This window comes from Flavobacterium sp. P3_A6, from assembly GCF_056403035.1.
In genome coordinates, this window is record NZ_JBFUGG010000038.1 from 1 (window position 1) to 19,706 (window position 19,706).

Sequence of the window (19,706 nt, forward strand, 5' to 3'; positions counted from 1 at the left end):
GCAGTAGCGCTTTCTACATGATTACAAGAATAACAATGATAATTAAAACCCGATTTTTCGCATCCTTTTTCTGAGTTGCATTTAGTGCATTTAAAACCATCCATCCATTTAATTTTACTCAAATAAGCTTTACAAGCATCATCATTCGGGAATTCTTTTACTAGATTCAGTATGTTTTGCCCTTTAAATTTATCCATAAGTCAGTATTTAAAGGTACTAATTTACAGAAATTAAATTGATAACTCAATTGATTTATATTATAAATAGCACTGGGTGCAACAGAGATATCGGTATAGCCGCTGCCAAAATTCAGCCCTAATCCACCGCCAAATTGTACTTTTTCCCAAAAAGGATTTCTTGGCTCTGGCATTTGTGAGTATTGAGCTATTACGTTTTCGTAGAAGAACAAGGTAAAAAAGATGAAAAGGTGCTTTGTTAGGGAGAGAAAGGTTGATTTTTTCATACTTCTGGCTTTTTTTAACAAATTTTTACGTAAAAGTACGTAAAAAAATAGATTTAAATAAATTGCTTTATTGTATTTTTGCCGAACTATTTAACAAAAGTATATTCAATAAGATATGGATAGGTTTTCATTTTTAAACGCAGCACACACAGAATTTTTCGCGCAATTATACGATCAATATTTAGAAAATCCAGATAGCGTTGAGCCAAGCTGGAGAAGTTTTTTTCAAGGTTTCGACTTTGGAATGACTACCTATAATGAGGAAAACCCAGTTCAGCGAATTGTTGAATATGTAGAAAGCAATGCTGACTGCAGTTTAGTTTCAGATAAGCTGCAAAAAGAATTCAATGTTTTAAAATTAATTGATGGATACCGCACACGTGGACATTTATTTACGAAAACAAACCCGGTTCGTGACCGCAGAACTTCGTCGCCAACTTTAGATATTGAAAATTTTGGCTTATCAACAGCTGATTTGTCAACAGTTTTTGATGCTGCACAGGTTATAGGAGTAGCGCCTTGCTCATTGCAGGATATTGTGGCTCGTCTTCAGGCAATATATTGTCAGCATATTGGGGTTGAGTATATGTATATCCGTAATCCCGGCGTGGTAAAATGGGTTCAGGATAAATTAGGAGTTAACAACAACCAGCCTAATTTTTCTGTTGAAGAAAAGAAAACAATCTTAAATAAATTAAATCAAGCAGTTTCTTTCGAGAACTTTTTGCACACTAAATATGTGGGACAAAAACGTTTTTCATTAGAAGGAGGAGAGTCTGTAATTCCGGCTCTTGATGCTTTGATCGAAAAAGCAGCCGAAAAAGGAGTAGAGCAGTTTGTGATGGGAATGGCTCACCGCGGACGTTTGAATGTCTTGGCTAACATTTTTGGAAAATCAACTCAAGATATCTTCGGTGAATTCGATGGTAAAGATTACGACCAAGAATACTTTGACGGAGATGTAAAATACCACTTAGGTCTTACTGCCGATAAAGTGACTAAATCTGGTAAAAAAATAAATATCAATTTAGCTCCAAATCCTTCGCATCTCGAAACAGTAGGTGCAGTAATCGAAGGAATTACAAGAGCCAAACAAGATAAATATTTTGCAGACGATTTCAGTAAAGTTTTGCCAATTGCCGTTCACGGTGATGCTGCAATTGCAGGTCAGGGGATTTTATATGAAATCATTCAAATGTCATTGCTTGACGGTTACAAAACAGGCGGTACAATTCATATTGTAATCAATAATCAGGTTGGTTTTACGACTAACTATCTTGACGCTCGTTCCTCTACTTATTGTACGGATGTTGCCAAAGTAACGCTTTCGCCGGTATTGCACGTAAATGCTGATGATGCCGAAGCAGTTGTACATGCAGTATCTTTTGCATTAGATTACAGAATGCAGTTTGGACGTGACGTGTTTATCGATTTATTAGGATATAGAAAATACGGTCATAACGAAGGTGATGAGCCTCGTTTTACACAGCCCGTTTTATATAAAATTATTGCAAAACATCAAAATCCGAGAGATATTTATGCTGAAAAGCTATTGTCTGAGAGAGTTATTGATGCTAATTATGTAAATACAATTGAGAAAGAATACAAAGCGGATCTTGAACATAATTTAGAAGCTTCCCGCAAAAAAGACCTGACTATCATTACGCCGTTTATGCAGAATGAATGGAAAGGATTTAAGCAGGTTTCTGATGATGTGATGCTTCAAAAAGTAGAAACATCTTTTGCTAAAGAATCATTAGATTCTATTATCAAAACGGTATCGACTCTACCATCTGACAAGAAATTCATTAACAAAATAACCAAAATTGTTTCTGACAGAAAAACAGGATACGATAACAACACTGTAGATTGGGGAACTGCTGAAACATTAGCTTACGGTTCACTTTTGAGTGAAGGATTTGATATCCGAATTTCAGGGCAGGACGTAGAGCGCGGTACATTCTCTCACCGTCACGCCGTAGTTAAAGTAGAAGATTCTGAAGAAGAAGTAATCTTATTGAACGCTATCGAAAACAAAAAAGGAAACTTCAATATTTTCAATTCACATTTATCGGAGTATGGTGTTCTTGGTTTTGATTATGGTTATGCCTTAGCAAATCCAAACGCATTGACTATCTGGGAAGCACAATTTGGAGATTTCAGCAATGGAGCGCAGATTATGATTGACCAATACATTTCTTGTGGAGAAGACAAATGGAACAATCAAAACGGTATCGTTTTATTATTGCCGCACGGATACGAAGGTCAAGGAGCTGAGCACTCATCTGCAAGAATGGAGCGTTACTTACAGCTTTGCGCCAGACATAATATGTATGTTGCCGATTGTACAACGCCAGCCAACTTTTTCCACTTGTTGAGAAGACAAATGAAAACGACTTTCCGTAAACCGCTTGTTGTTTTTTCTCCAAAGAGTTTATTGCGTGACCCAAGATGTGTTTCTTCAGTAGAAGAATTAGCAAAAGGAAGCTTCCAAGAAACTATCGATGACGAAGCAGTAAACAAAAAAGAGGTAAAAACATTGGTTTTCTGTACAGGTAAATTCTATTATGATATTGTTGCCGAAAGAGGAAATAACGGAAGAAATGATGTTGCAGTTGTTCGTGTCGAGCAATTATTCCCTTTCCCTGCAGAGCAGATCAAAGCGATTATCGCTAAATATCCAAACGCTGATGATTATGTTTGGGCACAAGAAGAGCCTAAAAACATGGGAGCTTACAGCTTTATGCTGATGAATTTTGACTTTATCAAATGGAGACTGGCTTCGTTAAAAGCATATTCAGCACCAGCTTCTGGAAGTTACACAAGATCAAAACGCCGCCACGCAGATGCTATCAGAATGGTATTTGACAAGAATTTATTCAGATAATAAGGAGCTATTTCCTGCTGTACACTGTATCTTTTTATTTTTAAAGGAAAAAATAAAAAGGATGCCGTTTCCATCAGGGCTAGAAAACGCAACAAACAAGTGTTCTTTTAAGGACAATTTAGAATATAAAATTCATAATTTAAAATAATAAGACATGATTTTAGAAATGAAAGTCCCATCACCAGGGGAATCAATCAAAGAAGTAGAAATTGCAACATGGTTAGTTAAGGACGGAGATTATGTAGAAAAAGACCAAGCTATTGCTGAGGTTGATTCTGACAAAGCAACACTTGAATTGCCAGCTGAAATGAGCGGGATTATCACGCTAAAAGCAGAAGAAGGTGACACAGTAGCAGTTGGGGCAGTGGTTTGTCTTATTGATACTGACGGAGCAAAACCATCAGGTGCTGCATCAGTGGCAGCTCCAGCAGCTGAAGCGCCAAAAGCAGCGCCTGCACCAGTGGCTCCGGCTCCGGTAGCAGCAGCACCTGCGCCAGCGGCATCTTATGCAGCAGGAACTCCATCTCCAGCGGCTAAAAAAATATTAGACGAAAAAAATATCGCTCCAGCAACAGTATCTGGTACTGGTAAAGGGGGAAGAATAACTAAAGATGATGCTGTAAATGCAGTGCCATCAATGGGAACTCCGACAGGAGGTTCTCGCGGTACTGAAAGAACTAAATTGTCTATGTTGCGTCGTAAAGTAGCTGAAAGATTGGTATCTGCTAAAAACGAAACGGCTATGTTGACTACTTTCAACGAAGTAAATATGACGCCAATTAACCAAATTCGTAACGAATACAAAGATGCTTTCAAAGCAAAACACGGCGGACTTGGATTAGGATATATGTCTTTCTTTACTAAAGCAGTTACCAGAGCTTTAGAATTGTATCCGGATGTGAACTCAATGATGGATGGTGATTACAAAATTGCTTACGATTTTGCTGATATCTCAATCGCAGTTTCAGGGCCAAAAGGATTAATGGTTCCTGTTGTTCGTAATGCTGAACTTTTAACTTTCCGTGGAGTTGAAGCTGAAATTAAAAGATTAGCGCTTAGAGCCCGTGACGGTCAAATCACAGTTGATGATATGACTGGCGGTACTTTTACAATAACTAATGGTGGTGTTTTTGGTTCGATGTTATCTACTCCAATTATCAACCCTCCTCAATCTGGTATCTTAGGAATGCACAACATTATTGAGCGTCCAATTGCTGTAAACGGTAAAGTGGAAATTCACCCAATGATGTATGTAGCGCTTTCTTATGACCATAGAATTATCGATGGACGTGAGTCTGTTGGTTTCTTGGTTGCTGTAAAAGAAGCTTTAGAAAACCCATTAGAATTGTTGATGGGCGGAAATGCTAAAAAAGCATTGGAGTTGTAAAATAATTTTATTTTCTGTTCCGTCCTAAAAAAAGCGATACAGATTATTAGATAAAATTAAATATTTAAACAGCAGCAAAAATGTTTTTGCTGCTGTTTTTTGTTTTATAGGCTCTCTATTAACTATGTTTTGAGAATGCATTTGATTCGGAGTTAGCATATAATTAGAATAATGAGGCCTGATTCATTATAAATACTAACTGATTCCTTGGCTATTTGGTTTGTTATTTGTGTACTTATCAATCTTAAAGTCTTGTTTTAAAATTCCATTTATTCTTTCTGCTATGGCATTTTGATAAGGGTCTGAATTTTGTGTCATACTGCATAAAACCTTACATCTTGGAATATTCAAAATTTGATATAAAAGAAAATTGCTTAAATTCCAAAAAAAAAAGAACTAGTTCTAATGAAATATTTGTAAACTGCAAAACCCAAATGATTCATTTCATTTGGGTTTTTCTTTTTATATTCGACAATAAATAGAAGAATTATGAAAATAAAATTAATGTTGCTCGTTGTTATTTTTGGCTTAGGTGCAGTTTTTGCAAATCCGCCAGCTAAAAAACGGATTTTAGTTTATACTAAAAATGGCAAAGGTTATGTTCATCAAAATATTGCTGTCAGTGTAGAAGCCTTAAAGAAAATTGGTGAAGCAAACAACCTGATTGTTGATGTTTCAGATGATCCGGCAGTAATGGCTACCAACAATTTAGCAAAGTACAGCTGTCTTGTTTTCTCGAATACCTGTAATGATATTTTTGATACGGAACAGCAAAAGCAAGCACTTGTTGATTATATTCATGCCGGCGGATCTTTCGTAGGGATTCATAGTGCCTCTGATTCTGCAAAATCCTGGCCTTGGTATGCAGCAATGGTAGGTGGAAAATTTAAATCACATCCTGTTTTTCAGTCTTTCAAAATAAAAGTGATTAATAAAAACCATCCTTCGACTTCGATGCTGCCTGAAACATGGGAAAAAGAAGATGAATGCTACTATATGAACGAGCTCAATCCGGATATTCAGGTACTTTTAGCCGCAGATTTAAGAACCGTAAATGATACTGGGAAAGAAGTTTACCCAGGGCGTGTTTTTGGTGATTACTTCCCTTTAGCCTGGTGTCATGAATTTGAGGGAGCCAGAGTGTTTTATACAGCTTTGGGACATGATAGTAAAGATTATGTCGACCCTGTGTATCTTGAGCATCTTGCAGGAGGAATTTTGTGGGCATTGGGAGAAGATGCTAAAAAATCCCATTCGAAGAAAAAATCAAGAAAATAGCAACCTAAAAAATACTATTACAGTTGCAAAAATCTTTAGTAGTTTTCAATTTCCTCAGATTACGAAATTACAATCTAATCAATACTTATTTATGGCATCAAACAAAAAACAGGCTGCTATCAGCTTTATCTTCATCACAATGTTAATCGATATTACGGGTTGGGGAATTATCATTCCGGTTATACCAAAACTGATTAAAGAATTAATACATGGTGATGTTAGCGAAGCAGCAAAATATGGTGGCTGGTTAACATTTGCGTATGCGATAACCCAGTTTATGTTTGCGCCGTTAATTGGAAATTTAAGTGATAAATTTGGGCGAAGACCCATAATTCTAATTTCGCTTTTTGCCTTTTCGCTGGATTATATTTTGCTGGCATTTGCTCCAACGATTACATGGCTGTTTGTGGGAAGAATAATTGCCGGATTAACTGGAGCAAGTATTTCTACAGCTTCGGCGTATATAGCTGATGTGAGCACGCCTGAGAACAGAGCCAAAAATTTTGGAATGATTGGTGTGGCTTTTGGGCTCGGATTTATAATTGGACCCGTTATTGGAGGTGTTTTGGGGCATTACGGATCCAGAATTCCGTTTTATGCGGCAGCTATTTTATGTATGCTGAATTTCTTGTACGGTTATTTTATTTTGCCCGAATCATTATCAAAAGAAAACAGAAGGCCAGTGAATTTGAAAAGAGCCAATCCAATTGGTGCCTTTTTGAATTTAAAGAAGTACCCTTCGCTATATGGATTATTGATCGCTTTGTTTTTGATTTATGTTGCATCACATGCTGTAGAAAGCAACTGGAGTTATTTCACGATGTATAAGTTTAGCTGGGACGAAAAAATGGTCGGAATTTCACTGGGTGTTGTTGGAGTTTTAGTAAGCCTGGTTCAGGGAGGACTGATACGCTGGACTAACCAAAAATTTGGAAATGAAAAAAGTATTTATGTTGGGATGACATTATATACTATTGGAATGTTTTTGTTTGCTTTTGCTTCCGAAAGCTGGATGATGTTTCTCTTTTTGATTCCGTATTGTCTTGCAGGAATCGCAGGTCCAGCTTTGCGTGCTATAATTTCGAATCATGTTTTGCCGACAGAACAAGGTGAAATTCAAGGGACAATTGCGAGTTTAATGAGTGCCGCAACCATTATTGGACCACCAGTTATGTCGAGTCTATTTTATTATTTTACACATAAAGATGCTCCACTTCAATTTCCGGGAATGCCATTTGTTCTAGGCGGTTTATTAATGATGACTAGTGGTATTGTTGCTTATTTCTCATTGAAAAAATATGCTGTTTCTAATATAAGCAATGATTAAAGTAATTAATTATTCCTTTGTCTTTTATCAGGTCATTAGCTCTAATAAATGCTAAGTAGGAAAATATATATTTAGTAATATAAAAATTCGCTTTTAAAGCAGGCTTTTTTTTACATTTACAATTCAAAAAAATCTACTCAAAAACATGAAGAATCAAGTCAAAGTATTGTTGCTTTCTGCAATGGTTTTATTTTTTCAAAACAGCTTTTCGCAAAAGAAAAAACCAAAACAAAAAAGCAAACCTAAAACTGAAACAATAAAAGGCGATCCGCAGCCTGTTGAAGATGTAATGCTCGTGAGTGATGCGCCAGTCATGGCTGAAGAGGCACCGCGTATAACGGAAGTACGGCCAGATGGAAATTATGGACGCTATGCCACTGAAAAAATAAACGACGAATCGATTTGGTTTTATGATAAATACAACAGCAATTATAAATTTGGAATAAAAAAAAGAGACCAAGTTCTTTTGCCTGCATTATTCGAGAGAAAGACATATCCAGCTGTAAGCGACGGTAATTCTTTTCCAATGGGAATTGGGAATAATTATGGGCTTTATAATGTTGAAAAAGAAATCTGGGAAATCCCTATGATTTACTATTCTTTGAATCACATTGGGAACGATATCTTTTCGGCACGCACAAAGAACGGCTATTATGGCGTGTTAAGCAGAGACAACAAAGTGTTAATTCCTTTCAAATGGGCTGAAATCAGTACTGTTTCTGGAGTAGAGAACTATTTTATTCTTCAGGATAAAAAAAACAATCTAAGAGGTTTATATAGTCTTTTGAACGGTAAATTCATGATTCCTTGTGAGTATCAATATGTTCAAACAGTTGACAACAGTAATTATTTTAAGGTTGAAAATGAGAAAGGATCTAATTTGGTTACGATCGACAATAAGCCAAAATTCAAAAAATGGTACACACAAATAAACAGCGTTAGCAGCAGTAAAAATTTTATCGTAAAACTGAACGATAAAATGGGGATCATAGACGAAAATGAGAATATTGTTTTGCCAATAGAATACAAGGATATTAAAACATATCCATATAATGACGGTTCATTTTTGGCTGTCAATAAAGACGGCAAATACGGTTGTGTTTTAATCAACGGAAAAGTTTCTTTGCCATTTGAATATGACCAAATTAACACCAGTTATTCCAATAGTTTGAAAACTACCAAAAACAATAAATGCGGTTTGATACAAGTAAACAGCGGTACTCCTACGGAAATTGTTACTTGTGAATACGATAATATCAATATTGAAAACGAAACATTTATTGTAGAAAAAAACAATCTGTTTGGAATGTTGGATTCCTTCGGTAAATTAATCGCTCCCTGCGAGTATGAATCCATAGATAAGGTTGTAAGCAAGAACAACAACTATTCCAGTAATTTTGTCTTTATTGCCAAAAAGAACAAGAAATTTGTCTTGTTGGACAAAAATGCACAACAAATCTCAGCAATTTCATATTCTAATATTTCTCCTGTTACTTTTTTGAATAAAAGCGGCTCTTATTATGATGAATCAAAATTTAGTTATTTGATGTGTCAAAACAATAATAAAGCAGGTCTTTTGGATATGATGGGACAGCAGGTAATGGAATCTAACTACGAGGAAATTGTTGGAGAAAACAATAATATTTTGCTCGTAAAACAAAAAGGAAAAATTGGAGCATACAATTTGCTGACTAAAACCGAAACACTTCCTTGTGTTTATGATCAGATAATACTGGATGCAAACGGTAATTATGGAGTTAAAGGAAAAGAAATCTTCTCAATAGATTTGAATGATAACACAAAAACGGTGAAATTGTAATTCATTTAAGTTTCAATACTAAAAATCCCAAACTCCTTTAGAAAAAATGGAATTTGGGATTTTTTTATTGACAGAAAACCCAGAATTACTTCAAATACAAACAATGATTAAAATAATCAATTATTCCCTTGCCTTTCATCAGGACATCGGCTCCAATAATTCCGTGGACGGGATTTACTTTATATTGGCTTAATGCTTCATTGACATGTGATAAATCGAAGATAACAAGGTCAAAAGCATTGTCCTTCCATTTGTTTAACTGCAGACAGTTTTTTGTAGACATTTGTGTTAGCATACCAGTTGCGCCAGCTCCCGAAGCTTTGGTTTTGGATTTTTTGGCATCCAATGTAAAATGATCAATACTTTCAAATCCCACACAACTGTTAGAAGCACCAGTGTCTAGAATAAAATTTCCTTTCACACCATTGATTTTAGCCTTAATCAAAAGATGCTGGGTTTTGGTAATTTTAAACTTAACTTTTTTATAGTTTGCTTTCTTCAGTTTTTCGTGTAAGTTTTTCATGCTAAGTAGCTATTGTGAGAAGTAAAAATAGTATTCCTAACGTTGTTTTCACTTTTAAACGTTATTTTTTTCTTTTTGAATGCGTCTTGTGATAAGTTTGAACAATACAAAACCTCCAATAAGTATGGCTATAATGACAAAGCCCAGCAATACATAGCTGTTTTTATCTTTGTTTTCGATATCGCCATAATACACAAATGAGGCCCAATAATAAGGTGATTTTTTAGCATTTGAAATGTTTTTATTATTCAAAAAATCAAGTTTAGCCTGATGATTAGCCTCAAAATAAGAATTGTTTTTTTTGATATTTTTATAGAAATCACCCATAAATATAGAGGTGGTATAATCATTTACTTTCCATAGGGAGAACAATAAATTTTGCGCTCCTGCAAACTGAAAACCTCTGGCAATACTCATTGCTCCTTCGGATTTGAAGAGTTTGCCAATTCCAGTTTCGCAGGCACTCAAAACGACCAAATTCGGATTTATGTTCAGATGATATAACTCAGAATACAAGACTTCCCGATCATAAAACTTAATGCTGGCAGGCGTTTCAATGTCGCCGGCGTCAGCATGAGTTGATAAATGTAATATAGAATAATTAGCAGCATTGCTTTTGAAATTTTGAAAAGTTGCATTACTGTTTTCAAAAAAGCATCCTTTAAAACTGTCTTTAATAGACTGCAGTTCCTTTTTAGAATAAGTGAGCGTATAATTTGTTTTTTCAAAAACCGGGAAAATGCCTAAAACGGTTTTTTCTTTTGGGCAAAACGGTTTTGCAGCCAAATAAAAACTGGCCGAATTGTTGTATGCAATATTGAAATCATTCAGCAAATAATGCATTTTTTCAAAATTTGCCGTATTGGATTCTTTGGTAATCAGGGCTTCAAACGGCAGGAAATTTAAAATTCCATCAGGAATAATGATGAGATTTTTATAGTTTGATTTGACAGGTAACAGTAGTTTTTTGTAAGCTAAATGCGCTTTTTTTTGGTATAGGCCAATGTCGTTTGTGATACTGTTTGCGTTATAAAAAAGACTTATGTAAGCAGGTACCGGTTCTCCGCACATTTGGTCAGTACAAAAAGATTGCAGGGAAATTTGATTGTTTTGTATGGTGAATACATACACCGTTTTGGAACCCCAGAAATACTCGACCATAATGGAATCATCTGATTCCAGTTTAAAATATAATGCATTGACATTGACCGTTGTTTCATTTTGTTTTGATCGAACAGGCTGGTACTCTTTTACAAAAAGCATTGTCTGGTTCTGTTTTTTGATAGCTTCGTTTATTTTGGAAATATTGGCCAATTCTCCTTTCTGCTGTTCTTTCAGGATTTCATTGTTCCAAAACCGTAATTCTTCTATTTTTTGCTTTTCCTTTTTTGAAGCAGTTCGGTTTCTGTAAATTTCATTTTTTAAAACGCACGATTTGGTATGTTCAACTAATTGAAATGCTTTTTCTATATAAGCTGAATTTGCATCTTTTTCAAATAATGACTGGTAAATGAGGATGCATTTTTCGATGCGTTTTCTGTTTTTAATTTGAGTAATGATTTTAGAATTTTCATACACGATGAGCGTTTGAAATAATTTTTCTATACGAAACGCAAGTGCATAGCTTTTTAATGCTTTGTCAAGCTGTTTTTGTGCTGTAAATAAATCGGCTTGAAGGTCCAGAGCATCGAGTAAAACGGTTTCGGCATAAAGAGAATTTTCTTTTGGCAGAATGTTTTTCTCTTTGGAGTAACTCGATATTAATGTTTTGAAAATTGTTTGGAGTACCGTCTGAGCTTTGGCTAAATTATTCTGTTTTAGCAACAGAGTAGCTTCTTCCAAATAAAATTGGGCTTTTTTTCTAGGTTCTTGGTCTGGTAAATTTTTAAAAATAGTTTTGGCTTCTGCGAAATAATTTAAAGCTTCATTTTTTTGGCTGTTAATTTTAATCCTATACAGATTAATATAGGTGTTAAATAAAGATTCTGCTTGGGTTTTGTCTTTTTTTAATAATGGAATTGCTTTTAAAAAAGCCATTTCAGCATTATATGAATCTTCATTTACCGATCTCAAAAGGTAATTTGCTCCTAAATTATTTAATAAAAGGCCTTTTTGAGTTGTGGTTATTTTTTCGGTGTGGATTGTTTTTTTGATTAAATCAATTGCCTCATTAATTCTGCCTGAATTTTGATATACATTTGATAAATTAAGAATTGCGGAGATTTTCTGAGATTCATTTTTTTGCGTATTAGCAATAAAATAATAATGTTTGATGGTGTTTTCGGCATTATTATAATCTCCTATTATGGTGTATAAATTTCCAAGTGGTTTTAGGCAATATTCAACTATATCATAGTCGGTGAGCAGATAGTCTTGATATGTTTTCCATGCTTTTTCATAACTGGCAATGGCTTGATTTGTTTTTCCAAATTTATTTTCAAAATACCCCTTATTGCAGTTAAGAACGACAATAGACAGCAATCCTTCTTTTGTTTTTTTGTCTTGATTTTTCCAAAAAAGAGTTTCAACAGTATTGAGGGTTTTAATGCCTTCCAATGATGGGTTGGCAACAAAATAATCGATAGCATTATATGTAATTTCTTCTTGTTGCTGTTTTTGCCCATAGAGGCTCACAATTGTAAAAAGATAAAATAAAATACTGTTTTTTATCATAACATTTTGATTGTTAGATATTTTAAAAATTGTTTAAAAATTTAAATATTGGTGAATGAAATTTTGTTTTTTTTATGCCAAAATTCTAAAATTTCCAAAGAGCATATAACTGGCAATAATTGAAATTATTGTCAAAGTTAAGCACATAACGCGCTCCAAAACTAGGGCCAATTCGTGCAAAACCTGCTGTGAAATCAAATAAGAGCCCTGATTTTAATTCAGAAAATGAGTTTTTAGTTGTTACGGTTGAGTAAACTGTCCGCAATAATAATTTATCTGATGTTCCTTCATAGATATCAGTTTTTATGTTTTGAGTTTGCTTTTCGGAAACATTCATGTTGATTTGAGCACCTGCCCCCACACCAAAATAAGTCGAGATGTTATATCGGAACAATATTGGAATTTCCCAATTGATGTTTTTGTTTTCAATTGATGCCGTGATACGGTTTAATTGTACTGCGCCTGTATCTTGATTGATTTTTTCGGCGAAAGTAGTTGCGCCATCATAGGAAGTGACACTGTTTAAAAATTCGGCCTGCATGTAATAGCGGTAGGATTTAAAAGGGGAGATTGTAGCTCCCACAAAATAACTTTTTGGGTTGTTCAAATTATTGTAAATATTATAACCCGCTTTGGCTCCAATGGATATGCCAGGAGTGAACCGGGTAGTGGCATAGTTGGTAATGATGGGCTCGTTTTTGTCGAATATGATAGCTGTTCTGCTTTTGGTTTTTATTTTGTGAAAATCTTCATTGAACTTCATGGAGTATTTTACAAAGCCTTTGGTGCTGTCAATTTCTTTTACGTTTTTCTGATTACTGCCTGGGAGATAGATGTTTCTGAAAACGAAAAAAATCTGAGTATTTCTCACAATGGTATCGAGACAGCTCACTGTTGGAGCTTCACCTTTAGGACAAATGGGGCATTCGGGATACATGCTTTCAATTTTCAGGGTTCTTTTGTCAAACATATCCGGGATATCCGTTTCGAGCTGAATTTTTCTTGCCGGTCCTTCGCCGTTGTTTTGGAAACTGGTTTTGAATTTGACTCTTTTGTAACGTACAAATCTATAATTCATGAAACTCCCGTTGGAACCCATTTTGTTTGGGTCATGGGAAGTGACAATTTCCATTTCCAGATTTTTTATTTTATGATTTTTGAAATTTCGATTAGGAACATAAATAGAGCGCATGGTTATGGTGGCACTAGTGTCTTTGATCATTTCAGGAGTGGTTTTGAAAGTATAAAAAACATTTCGGGTCTCTCCGGGATTGTGATCGTCTATTTCTAAAACAGCTACATCTTTATAGCTGTTTTTGGCGGCTAATAATGTCGAATCCAAATCGGTTTCGCTAGCGGTTTCTTTATATTTTTTGGCAAAAGCCAAAGTCTCGCCAGATGCCAAATAGCGATTCGAGTTATCAATATCTTTGGCAGTAACAATTTTGTTTTCTTTTACGGTTCTTTCACCAGCATAAGGGCGCACTTCCTGTAAATCGAAATTGTTGTTTTTGAATTGTTTTTCGTTATAAAAAAGATAGAGTTTTCCGTTGGTAACATAGTTTTCCAGATTTTCATAACTCACAATCACCTGCATTTCCTGTTCGGGAATGGGGTCGCAATTTTTCTGAATGGATAGTCCGTTTTGAAGAGCAATAGAAGCAATGTCTTTGTAGCTGCTGTCCTCAATGTCATTAATCACTACTTTTTTGGGACGTGTGGCAGGCGGTTTTCCGTTGTCGTAATTATTGGTTACGGTAAGTCTGGCAGTATAAGTTCCTTTATTTTTATAGACATGTTTAGGCTCGGTTTCTTTACTGTAATGACCATCGCCCAACTCCCATAAGTAAGAATAACTGGGTTTTGGCGCACCTGCAATGGGGATTAATGGCGGTGTTTCTGGTTTGAAAGCAACTAAATTTCCTTTTTGATCATATCCAATATTAGCTCTCCGGGTAATGGTGTCTTTTACTTTTGTCTGGGCGTAGAGCGGGAAAGCCACAATTAGAAAAAAAACGAATAGCGATTTGTTCATATTTGGTTATTTTGGTCGGTCAATAGTTTTTTTGGATTTTTGAAATTCAAATAATTTTTAAAAGTAAAAAAAAGCGGTGAGCAAATCACCACTTTTTCTTATTAATTTGAATTTATAGATTATTGAATGGCATTGATTGCTGCTATTAATTGCGCTTCGGTGCCTACAGTCGTTTCTGCTAATGTGAAGGTGTAAACATCATTTGCTGCCACAGTAACGGCTTTGATTGCATATCTCCATTGTCCATTGTCTTCGGTTGCAAAAATTACGTGACAAGCCAGACCAATCGGAATTTGTCCGTAATGTTCACTGAATAAGCCTGCTGCAGTATAAGTATCTAATTTGGCAAGCGCATTTTTTCCTTCACCGTCGTAAGATAAATAAATGGCGCTGTTGGTGTTGTCGTAACCTTCGGGGGCATCGGCAAGAATGGTTGTTTTTGGTCTTGGGTCACTATAGAATTTATCTACGTTTGTCCATCCAAAGTTTCCAAAAGAAACATAGTAATTGTTTCCTTCTCCTTGAACGCCGCCTTTTCCTCCTGCGGTTCCGGGATCGGCTACATTTCTCCAAACTAAGTTTTCAGGATCTTCTAAATTGCCCATCCAAAGCTGCATTCCTGTTTTTAATCCATCGGTTAAGTTTGCTGGGACAAGAAGGGTCATATTGGCTATCGATTCCAGGGCAACTCCGTCTTGTGTAGCTTTGATATAAAATTCACCCCCAGAGATTAATAAATTTTTCTTTCCGTCTGTTGTTAATCCCATTGTAGGCTTGTTTGCCACTAGCATGTGCCCTTTGTCGAACAATTCTATATATTCTATATTGATGGTTCCGGTAACCGGATTTCCGTTTTTTCTGAGATAATCTCTGTTGATCATGAGTTTTACTCCTTTGGCGGAAGTTAGTGTCACTGTACCAGAGGCTTCGGTAATACTGAATGTTTGTTTTAATTTGGTCAGGACTTCGGTTCTGATGGCTTTGAATTCGGAGGCAGTAGCTGGGATGATTGGAGTTTCTGTTGTTGGATTATCCTCGTTTGTACAGCTTGCCATTGCCATTGCTGCTAAAAATAAAAATGCGATTGATTTTAAATTTCTGTTCATGATTTCTAATTTTTTTTGAATCGCTCTTGAAATTTTCAAGAGTTTGTTTTGATTCTGGTTGTTAATTATTGTTTCTTTTGTTGTATATCAATTGAGGTTTGATATTGTTACCCTTGTTTTTGAAATTTCTTTTTTAATTCTAATTTCATTCTTATATCAACTTTAGTTTTGGTTTGTTACCCTTGTTTTTGTTTTTTTTTATCATCGGGTAATTAATGCCCAAAGTTTGCTGAAGAAACTGATTCCTATTTTTTTAATATTTTCCATAATCTAAAAGTTTTAAAAAGTTCTAATTATCGATTTATATGGTTATATCCATTTGGTTTTATAATTGTTACCCCTGTTTTGAGAATTTTTTATTTGATTTTGTTGTTTGAGAGTCCTGCAAGGTCTTTTTTTGACCTTGCAGGAAATAGGAACTGATGCAATTTTTGCAATTGAAGTTATTTGCTGTTTCTTTTAAAGTGTTAAATATGATGTTTTACGTGATGCGCGTAAGGGATAAAAGCAGGCTGCCGAAGCAGCGCGGATAGCCCGACCGCATTATGGAAAAAGGCCTAATAGGCATAAAGAAAAATAGGCCTGTTTTCATAATGGGGTTACGCCCAGATGATTATTGGTATTCATAAAAAAAGATATGAAGTGGTTTTCTCTCTTTTTTTAGTATTTTCGGGGAAAAGTTTTTTTATGGCTTCAACAACTGTTCATCCCGATCAAATGTATATTGAAGGACTGGCGAATAATGATTCGGCGGTTATTCATGCTATTTATAAAAAATTTGTGCCGAAGGTGGTCTATTATATAAGGAATAATTCTGGTGATGAGGATAAGGCGCAGGATGTGATTCAGGAAGTGCTTATTTTGCTTTTTAATCAGGCTAAAGCGCAACAGCTTCGATTGACGTGTCCCTTTGATGCGTACTTTTTTTTGCTGTGCAAAAGAAAATGGCTCAATGAGCTGAAAAAACATTCGAATAAAGGGGTAACAATTAAGGAAGAATTGACATCTATACATGAATCTGCTGATGAGATGGTTTTGCAGACAGAACATTTTGATGAGAAACAGCAACTGTATGATGCCATGTTTCAAAAACTTGGGGATAAATGCCAAGAACTGTTAAAACTGAGTTTTACGCTTCCTTCGATGGAACAAGTAGCCGAAAAACTGGCAGTAACGTATGGTTATGTCCGAAAGAAAAAATCGCTCTGCATTGGCCAGTTAACACAGTGGATTCAAGAAAACAATCGCTTTAAAACTATAAAAAATACCTAGCCATGAATGAAGAAAACTTTTTGAAATTTGATGAATATCTTCAAGGCGAAATGAGCGATGGAGATAAATTGGCTTTTGAGAATCAATTGAAAGCAGATGCAGAATTTGCTTTGGCTTTTGAAACGTATAAGGAACTGCATCTTCATTTGGAAAATAAGTTTGGACAAGCTAATGAATTAAAAGCGTTCAAGAAGAATTTGAAAGGGATTTCCAATACTTATTATAAAAAGGCCAAGCCAAAAGTGATTGCTTTCAAACCATGGCATTATGGAGTTGCTGCTTCGGTGGCGGTTTTGGGTGGGCTGTTTTTTTTGAATCAAAATTCGGATCCGGTGTTTGAGGATTACAATCAGCCTGAAACTGCATTTTTTACCGAAAGAGGAGAAGCAAATGATAATTTGAAATTGGCTCAGGATGCCTTTAATGCCAAGCAGTATAAAACGGCGATTCCGCTTTTTGAAACTATTTTGAAAACGGATAAAAGTGCCGAGATTCAGTATTTTTATGGACTTTCTTTACTTGAAGACAATAGATTGCCAGAAGCAGAAGCTGTTTTTAATACTTTGAAATCTGGAAATTCTATTTATAAAAACAAGGCGGTTTGGAGTTTGGCCTTAAGTAAATTAAAACAAAAAGACTATAAATCCTGTAAAGAACTGCTTTTGACGATTCCAGAGGATTATGAAGGGAATGATCAAGTTGACGCTTTATTGGAAGAGTTGGATTAGAGTAGTAGTTGTTTCGTAAAAGTTTGCAAGAAGATTCGTAAAAGGTTATTTTAAAAGATTCGCAGAGATATTAATGTCTTTGCGAATTTTTTTTAGTGAATCTTTGCGGAAAAACCTTTGTGCAGTCTGTTTTTGGTAAAGCCCGTTTTTTCGAGTAATTTTGCACTATTAAATTTCAGACTTGGAAACAAAAACAATACTTACCGATACCCACACCCATTTATATTCAGAAGAATTTGATTTGGACAGAAATGAAATGATACAGCGCGCCATTGACAATGGTGTTTCTCGCTTTTTTGTCCCTGCAATAGATTCGTCATGTACACAAAGCATGTATGATTTGGAAAGGGATTATCCCAATAATGTATTCCTGATGATGGGCTTGCATCCAACTTATGTAAAGGATAATTATCTTGAGGAACTGCAGTATGTAGAAAATGAGTTAGCCAAAAGAAAGTTTGTGGCTATTGGTGAAATAGGCATTGATTTGTATTGGGATAAGACGCACTTAGCAGAACAGCAAAACGCTTTTAGAAAACAAATTCAGCTAGCCAAAAAGTATAAACTCCCTATCATTATTCATTGTCGAGAAGCATTCGATGAAATATTTGAAATTCTGGAAGAAGAGAAATCACCTGAATTATTTGGAATTTTTCACTGCTTTTCTGGAAGCTACGAACAAGCTTTACAGGCGATATCCTATAATATGAAGTTAGGAATAGGGGGAGTGGTTACTTTTAAAAACGGTAAAATAGATCAGTTTTTAAATAAAATTGATTTAAAGCATATCGTTCTTGAGACCGATTCTCCTTATTTGGCTCCGATTCCTTATAGAGGCAAACGCAATGAGAGCAGCTATTTGATAAATGTTGCCGATAAATTAGCTCAAATATATGATGTTTCTACCAATGAGATTGCGGCTGTAACAACCAATAATTCGATTGAAATATTCGGTATTTAATGTAGATATTCTGTAACTTTAATATTTTTTTTGTTCTTTTGTCCAACTAAATTGAAAACAAAAATGAATAAATTTGATGCGATCCGGTCTTTTTATGATTCCGAAATAAATGAAGGAATAATAAAAGTAATTGATCATCCAATGATGAAGGCTTTGATGAACTTTTGTTTTCCAGGGGTAGATGATGAAGTTTGGAAAGAACAGCTTCGTAAAACACACTCTATTCGTGATTTTCAATGCAACTTTATTTATCATGGAGTGCAGCAGGTTTTGGAAAAAAGTTCGGAGGGTTTAACTACTTCGGGTTTTGAGAAATTGGAAAAAAATACTGCTTATTTGTTTGTGTCCAATCATAGAGATATTGTCTTAGATACATCATTATTGAATGCTTCTTTGTTTGAGCATGGTTTGGATATGACTTCATCTGCCATTGGTGATAATTTGGTTAAAAAATCATTTTTAAAAACATTATCAAAATTAAATAGAAATTTTTTAGTGCAGCGCGGATTGTCTCCAAGAGAATTATTGGCGAGTTCTAAACTGCTGTCCGAATATATGGCTCAGTTGCTGTTGCATGAAAATCGTTCGGTTTGGATTGCACAGCGAGAAGGAAGAACCAAAGACGGGAATGATGAAACCAATCCAGGGGTTTTGAAAATGATAGCCATGGGATCTGACGAACCTAATATAATGGACTATTTTAAGAAGATTAAAATTGTGCCAGTCTCTATTTCTTATGAGTATGATCCAACCGATGCCTTGAAAATGCCGCAATTATTGGCAGAAGCTAATAATGAGATTTATATCAAAGAGAAAAATGAAGATTTTAAGACTTTGTTGAGCGGGATTATTGGTCAAAAGAAAAGAATACACATTCATGTAGGAAATGTGCTCGATACTGAAATCGATGACATTATCAAAAATATAGACACTACTAACAAGCAAGTACAAGCATTGGCACAAGTAATTGATGATTCTATTTTATCCAATTACAAATTATGGACGACCAATTTTATTGCTTATGATATTTTGAACTGCTCGAATCGATTTTCTCATTTATATACTGAAAACGAAAAATTACTTTTTGAGAGACGATTGGAAATGAGAATTGATCATGAACATCCAGTTGCTAAACAAGGCTTTTTGGATATGTATGCTAATCCAGTTGTTAATAAATTAAAATATGTTGATGCACTTGCACTCTAAGCCAAAGATTCTTTTGATTTATACCGGAGGAACTATTGGTA

At 35.1% G+C, this 19,706-nt stretch carries 15 protein-coding genes and 1 pseudogene; 9 read left to right on the forward strand and 7 right to left on the reverse strand.

The window, feature by feature from the left end; all coding sequences use genetic code 11:
- Positions 1-197 (reverse strand): transposase (locus AC1DVP_RS20780; RefSeq protein ID WP_477184986.1); only part of this gene is annotated, 197 nt, incomplete at its 3' end.
- Positions 167-463 carry a hypothetical protein gene (locus AC1DVP_RS20785; protein ID WP_477185383.1) on the reverse strand — a complete coding sequence of 99 codons (297 nt, stop codon included), beginning with the start codon at positions 461-463 and terminating at the stop codon, positions 167-169. The genes AC1DVP_RS20785 and AC1DVP_RS20780, both read right to left, overlap by 31 nt.
- 115 nt (positions 464-578) lie before the next feature.
- On the opposite strand from AC1DVP_RS20785, the gene AC1DVP_RS20790 reads away from it, so the two are divergent.
- Complete coding sequence (locus tag AC1DVP_RS20790; RefSeq protein WP_477185384.1) at positions 579-3,350, forward strand: 2-oxoglutarate dehydrogenase E1 component; 2,772 nt, start codon at positions 579-581, stop codon at positions 3,348-3,350.
- Positions 3,351-3,504: 154 nt separating this feature from the next.
- Positions 3,505-4,737: a 2-oxoglutarate dehydrogenase complex dihydrolipoyllysine-residue succinyltransferase gene (gene odhB / locus AC1DVP_RS20795; protein WP_477185385.1), complete on the forward strand. Its 1,233-nt coding sequence runs from the start codon at positions 3,505-3,507 to the stop codon at positions 4,735-4,737.
- A gap of 138 nt (positions 4,738-4,875) precedes the next feature.
- On the opposite strand, the pseudogene AC1DVP_RS20800 reads toward odhB, so the two are convergent.
- Positions 4,876-5,067 (reverse strand): annotated as a pseudogene (locus AC1DVP_RS20800) (integrase core domain-containing protein); the annotation flags it as partial.
- 159 nt (positions 5,068-5,226) lie between these two features.
- Here AC1DVP_RS20800 and AC1DVP_RS20805 point away from each other — a divergent pair.
- The 3 genes from AC1DVP_RS20805 (at position 5,227) to AC1DVP_RS20815 (ending at position 9,161) form a co-directional block, all read left to right on the forward strand.
- Positions 5,227-6,015, forward strand: a complete 789-nt coding sequence (locus AC1DVP_RS20805) for a ThuA domain-containing protein (RefSeq protein WP_477185386.1) — start codon at positions 5,227-5,229, stop codon at positions 6,013-6,015.
- 91 nt (positions 6,016-6,106) lie between these two features.
- Entirely contained in the window at positions 6,107-7,342 is a 1,236-nt protein-coding gene (locus tag AC1DVP_RS20810; protein WP_477185387.1) for a TCR/Tet family MFS transporter, read from the forward strand.
- 145 nt (positions 7,343-7,487) lie between these two features.
- Positions 7,488-9,161: a WG repeat-containing protein gene (locus AC1DVP_RS20815; protein ID WP_477185388.1), complete on the forward strand. Its 1,674-nt coding sequence runs from the start codon at positions 7,488-7,490 to the stop codon at positions 9,159-9,161.
- An 85-nt stretch (positions 9,162-9,246) separates the two neighbouring features.
- On the opposite strand, the gene AC1DVP_RS20820 is transcribed toward AC1DVP_RS20815, so the two are convergent.
- The 4 genes from AC1DVP_RS20820 to AC1DVP_RS20835 all read right to left on the reverse strand — a co-directional run bounded on the left by AC1DVP_RS20820 (position 9,247) and on the right by AC1DVP_RS20835 (position 15,498).
- On the reverse strand, positions 9,247-9,684 hold the full coding sequence (locus AC1DVP_RS20820; protein WP_477185389.1) for a retropepsin-like aspartic protease: 438 nt from the start codon (positions 9,682-9,684) through the stop codon (positions 9,247-9,249).
- A gap of 54 nt (positions 9,685-9,738) precedes the next feature.
- Positions 9,739-12,357, reverse strand: coding sequence for a CHAT domain-containing protein (locus tag AC1DVP_RS20825; protein WP_477185390.1), 2,619 nt, complete (start codon positions 12,355-12,357; stop codon positions 9,739-9,741).
- An 85-nt stretch (positions 12,358-12,442) separates the two neighbouring features.
- The gene (locus AC1DVP_RS20830; RefSeq protein WP_477185391.1) at positions 12,443-14,392 is read right to left on the reverse strand and encodes a DUF7849 domain-containing protein; all 1,950 of its coding nucleotides are present in this window, start codon (positions 14,390-14,392) and stop codon (positions 12,443-12,445) included.
- A gap of 119 nt (positions 14,393-14,511) precedes the next feature.
- Positions 14,512-15,498: a hypothetical protein gene (locus AC1DVP_RS20835; protein ID WP_477185392.1), complete on the reverse strand. Its 987-nt coding sequence runs from the start codon at positions 15,496-15,498 to the stop codon at positions 14,512-14,514.
- Between the two features lie 687 nt (positions 15,499-16,185).
- Here AC1DVP_RS20835 and AC1DVP_RS20840 point away from each other — a divergent pair.
- The 4 genes from AC1DVP_RS20840 to AC1DVP_RS20855 all read left to right on the forward strand — a co-directional run bounded on the left by AC1DVP_RS20840 (position 16,186) and on the right by AC1DVP_RS20855 (position 19,665).
- Positions 16,186-16,770: an RNA polymerase sigma factor gene (locus tag AC1DVP_RS20840; protein ID WP_477185393.1), complete on the forward strand. Its 585-nt coding sequence runs from the start codon at positions 16,186-16,188 to the stop codon at positions 16,768-16,770.
- Between the two features lie 2 nt (positions 16,771-16,772).
- The gene (locus tag AC1DVP_RS20845; RefSeq protein ID WP_477185394.1) at positions 16,773-17,498 is read left to right on the forward strand and encodes a tetratricopeptide repeat protein; all 726 of its coding nucleotides are present in this window, start codon (positions 16,773-16,775) and stop codon (positions 17,496-17,498) included.
- Between the two features lie 181 nt (positions 17,499-17,679).
- Positions 17,680-18,459 carry a TatD family hydrolase gene (locus AC1DVP_RS20850; protein WP_477185395.1) on the forward strand — a complete coding sequence of 260 codons (780 nt, stop codon included), beginning with the start codon at positions 17,680-17,682 and terminating at the stop codon, positions 18,457-18,459.
- A gap of 63 nt (positions 18,460-18,522) precedes the next feature.
- Positions 18,523-19,665 (forward strand): 1-acyl-sn-glycerol-3-phosphate acyltransferase, encoded by a 1,143-nt coding sequence (locus tag AC1DVP_RS20855; RefSeq protein ID WP_477185396.1) that lies wholly within the window; start codon positions 18,523-18,525, stop codon positions 19,663-19,665.
- Positions 19,666-19,706 lie beyond the last annotated feature (41 nt).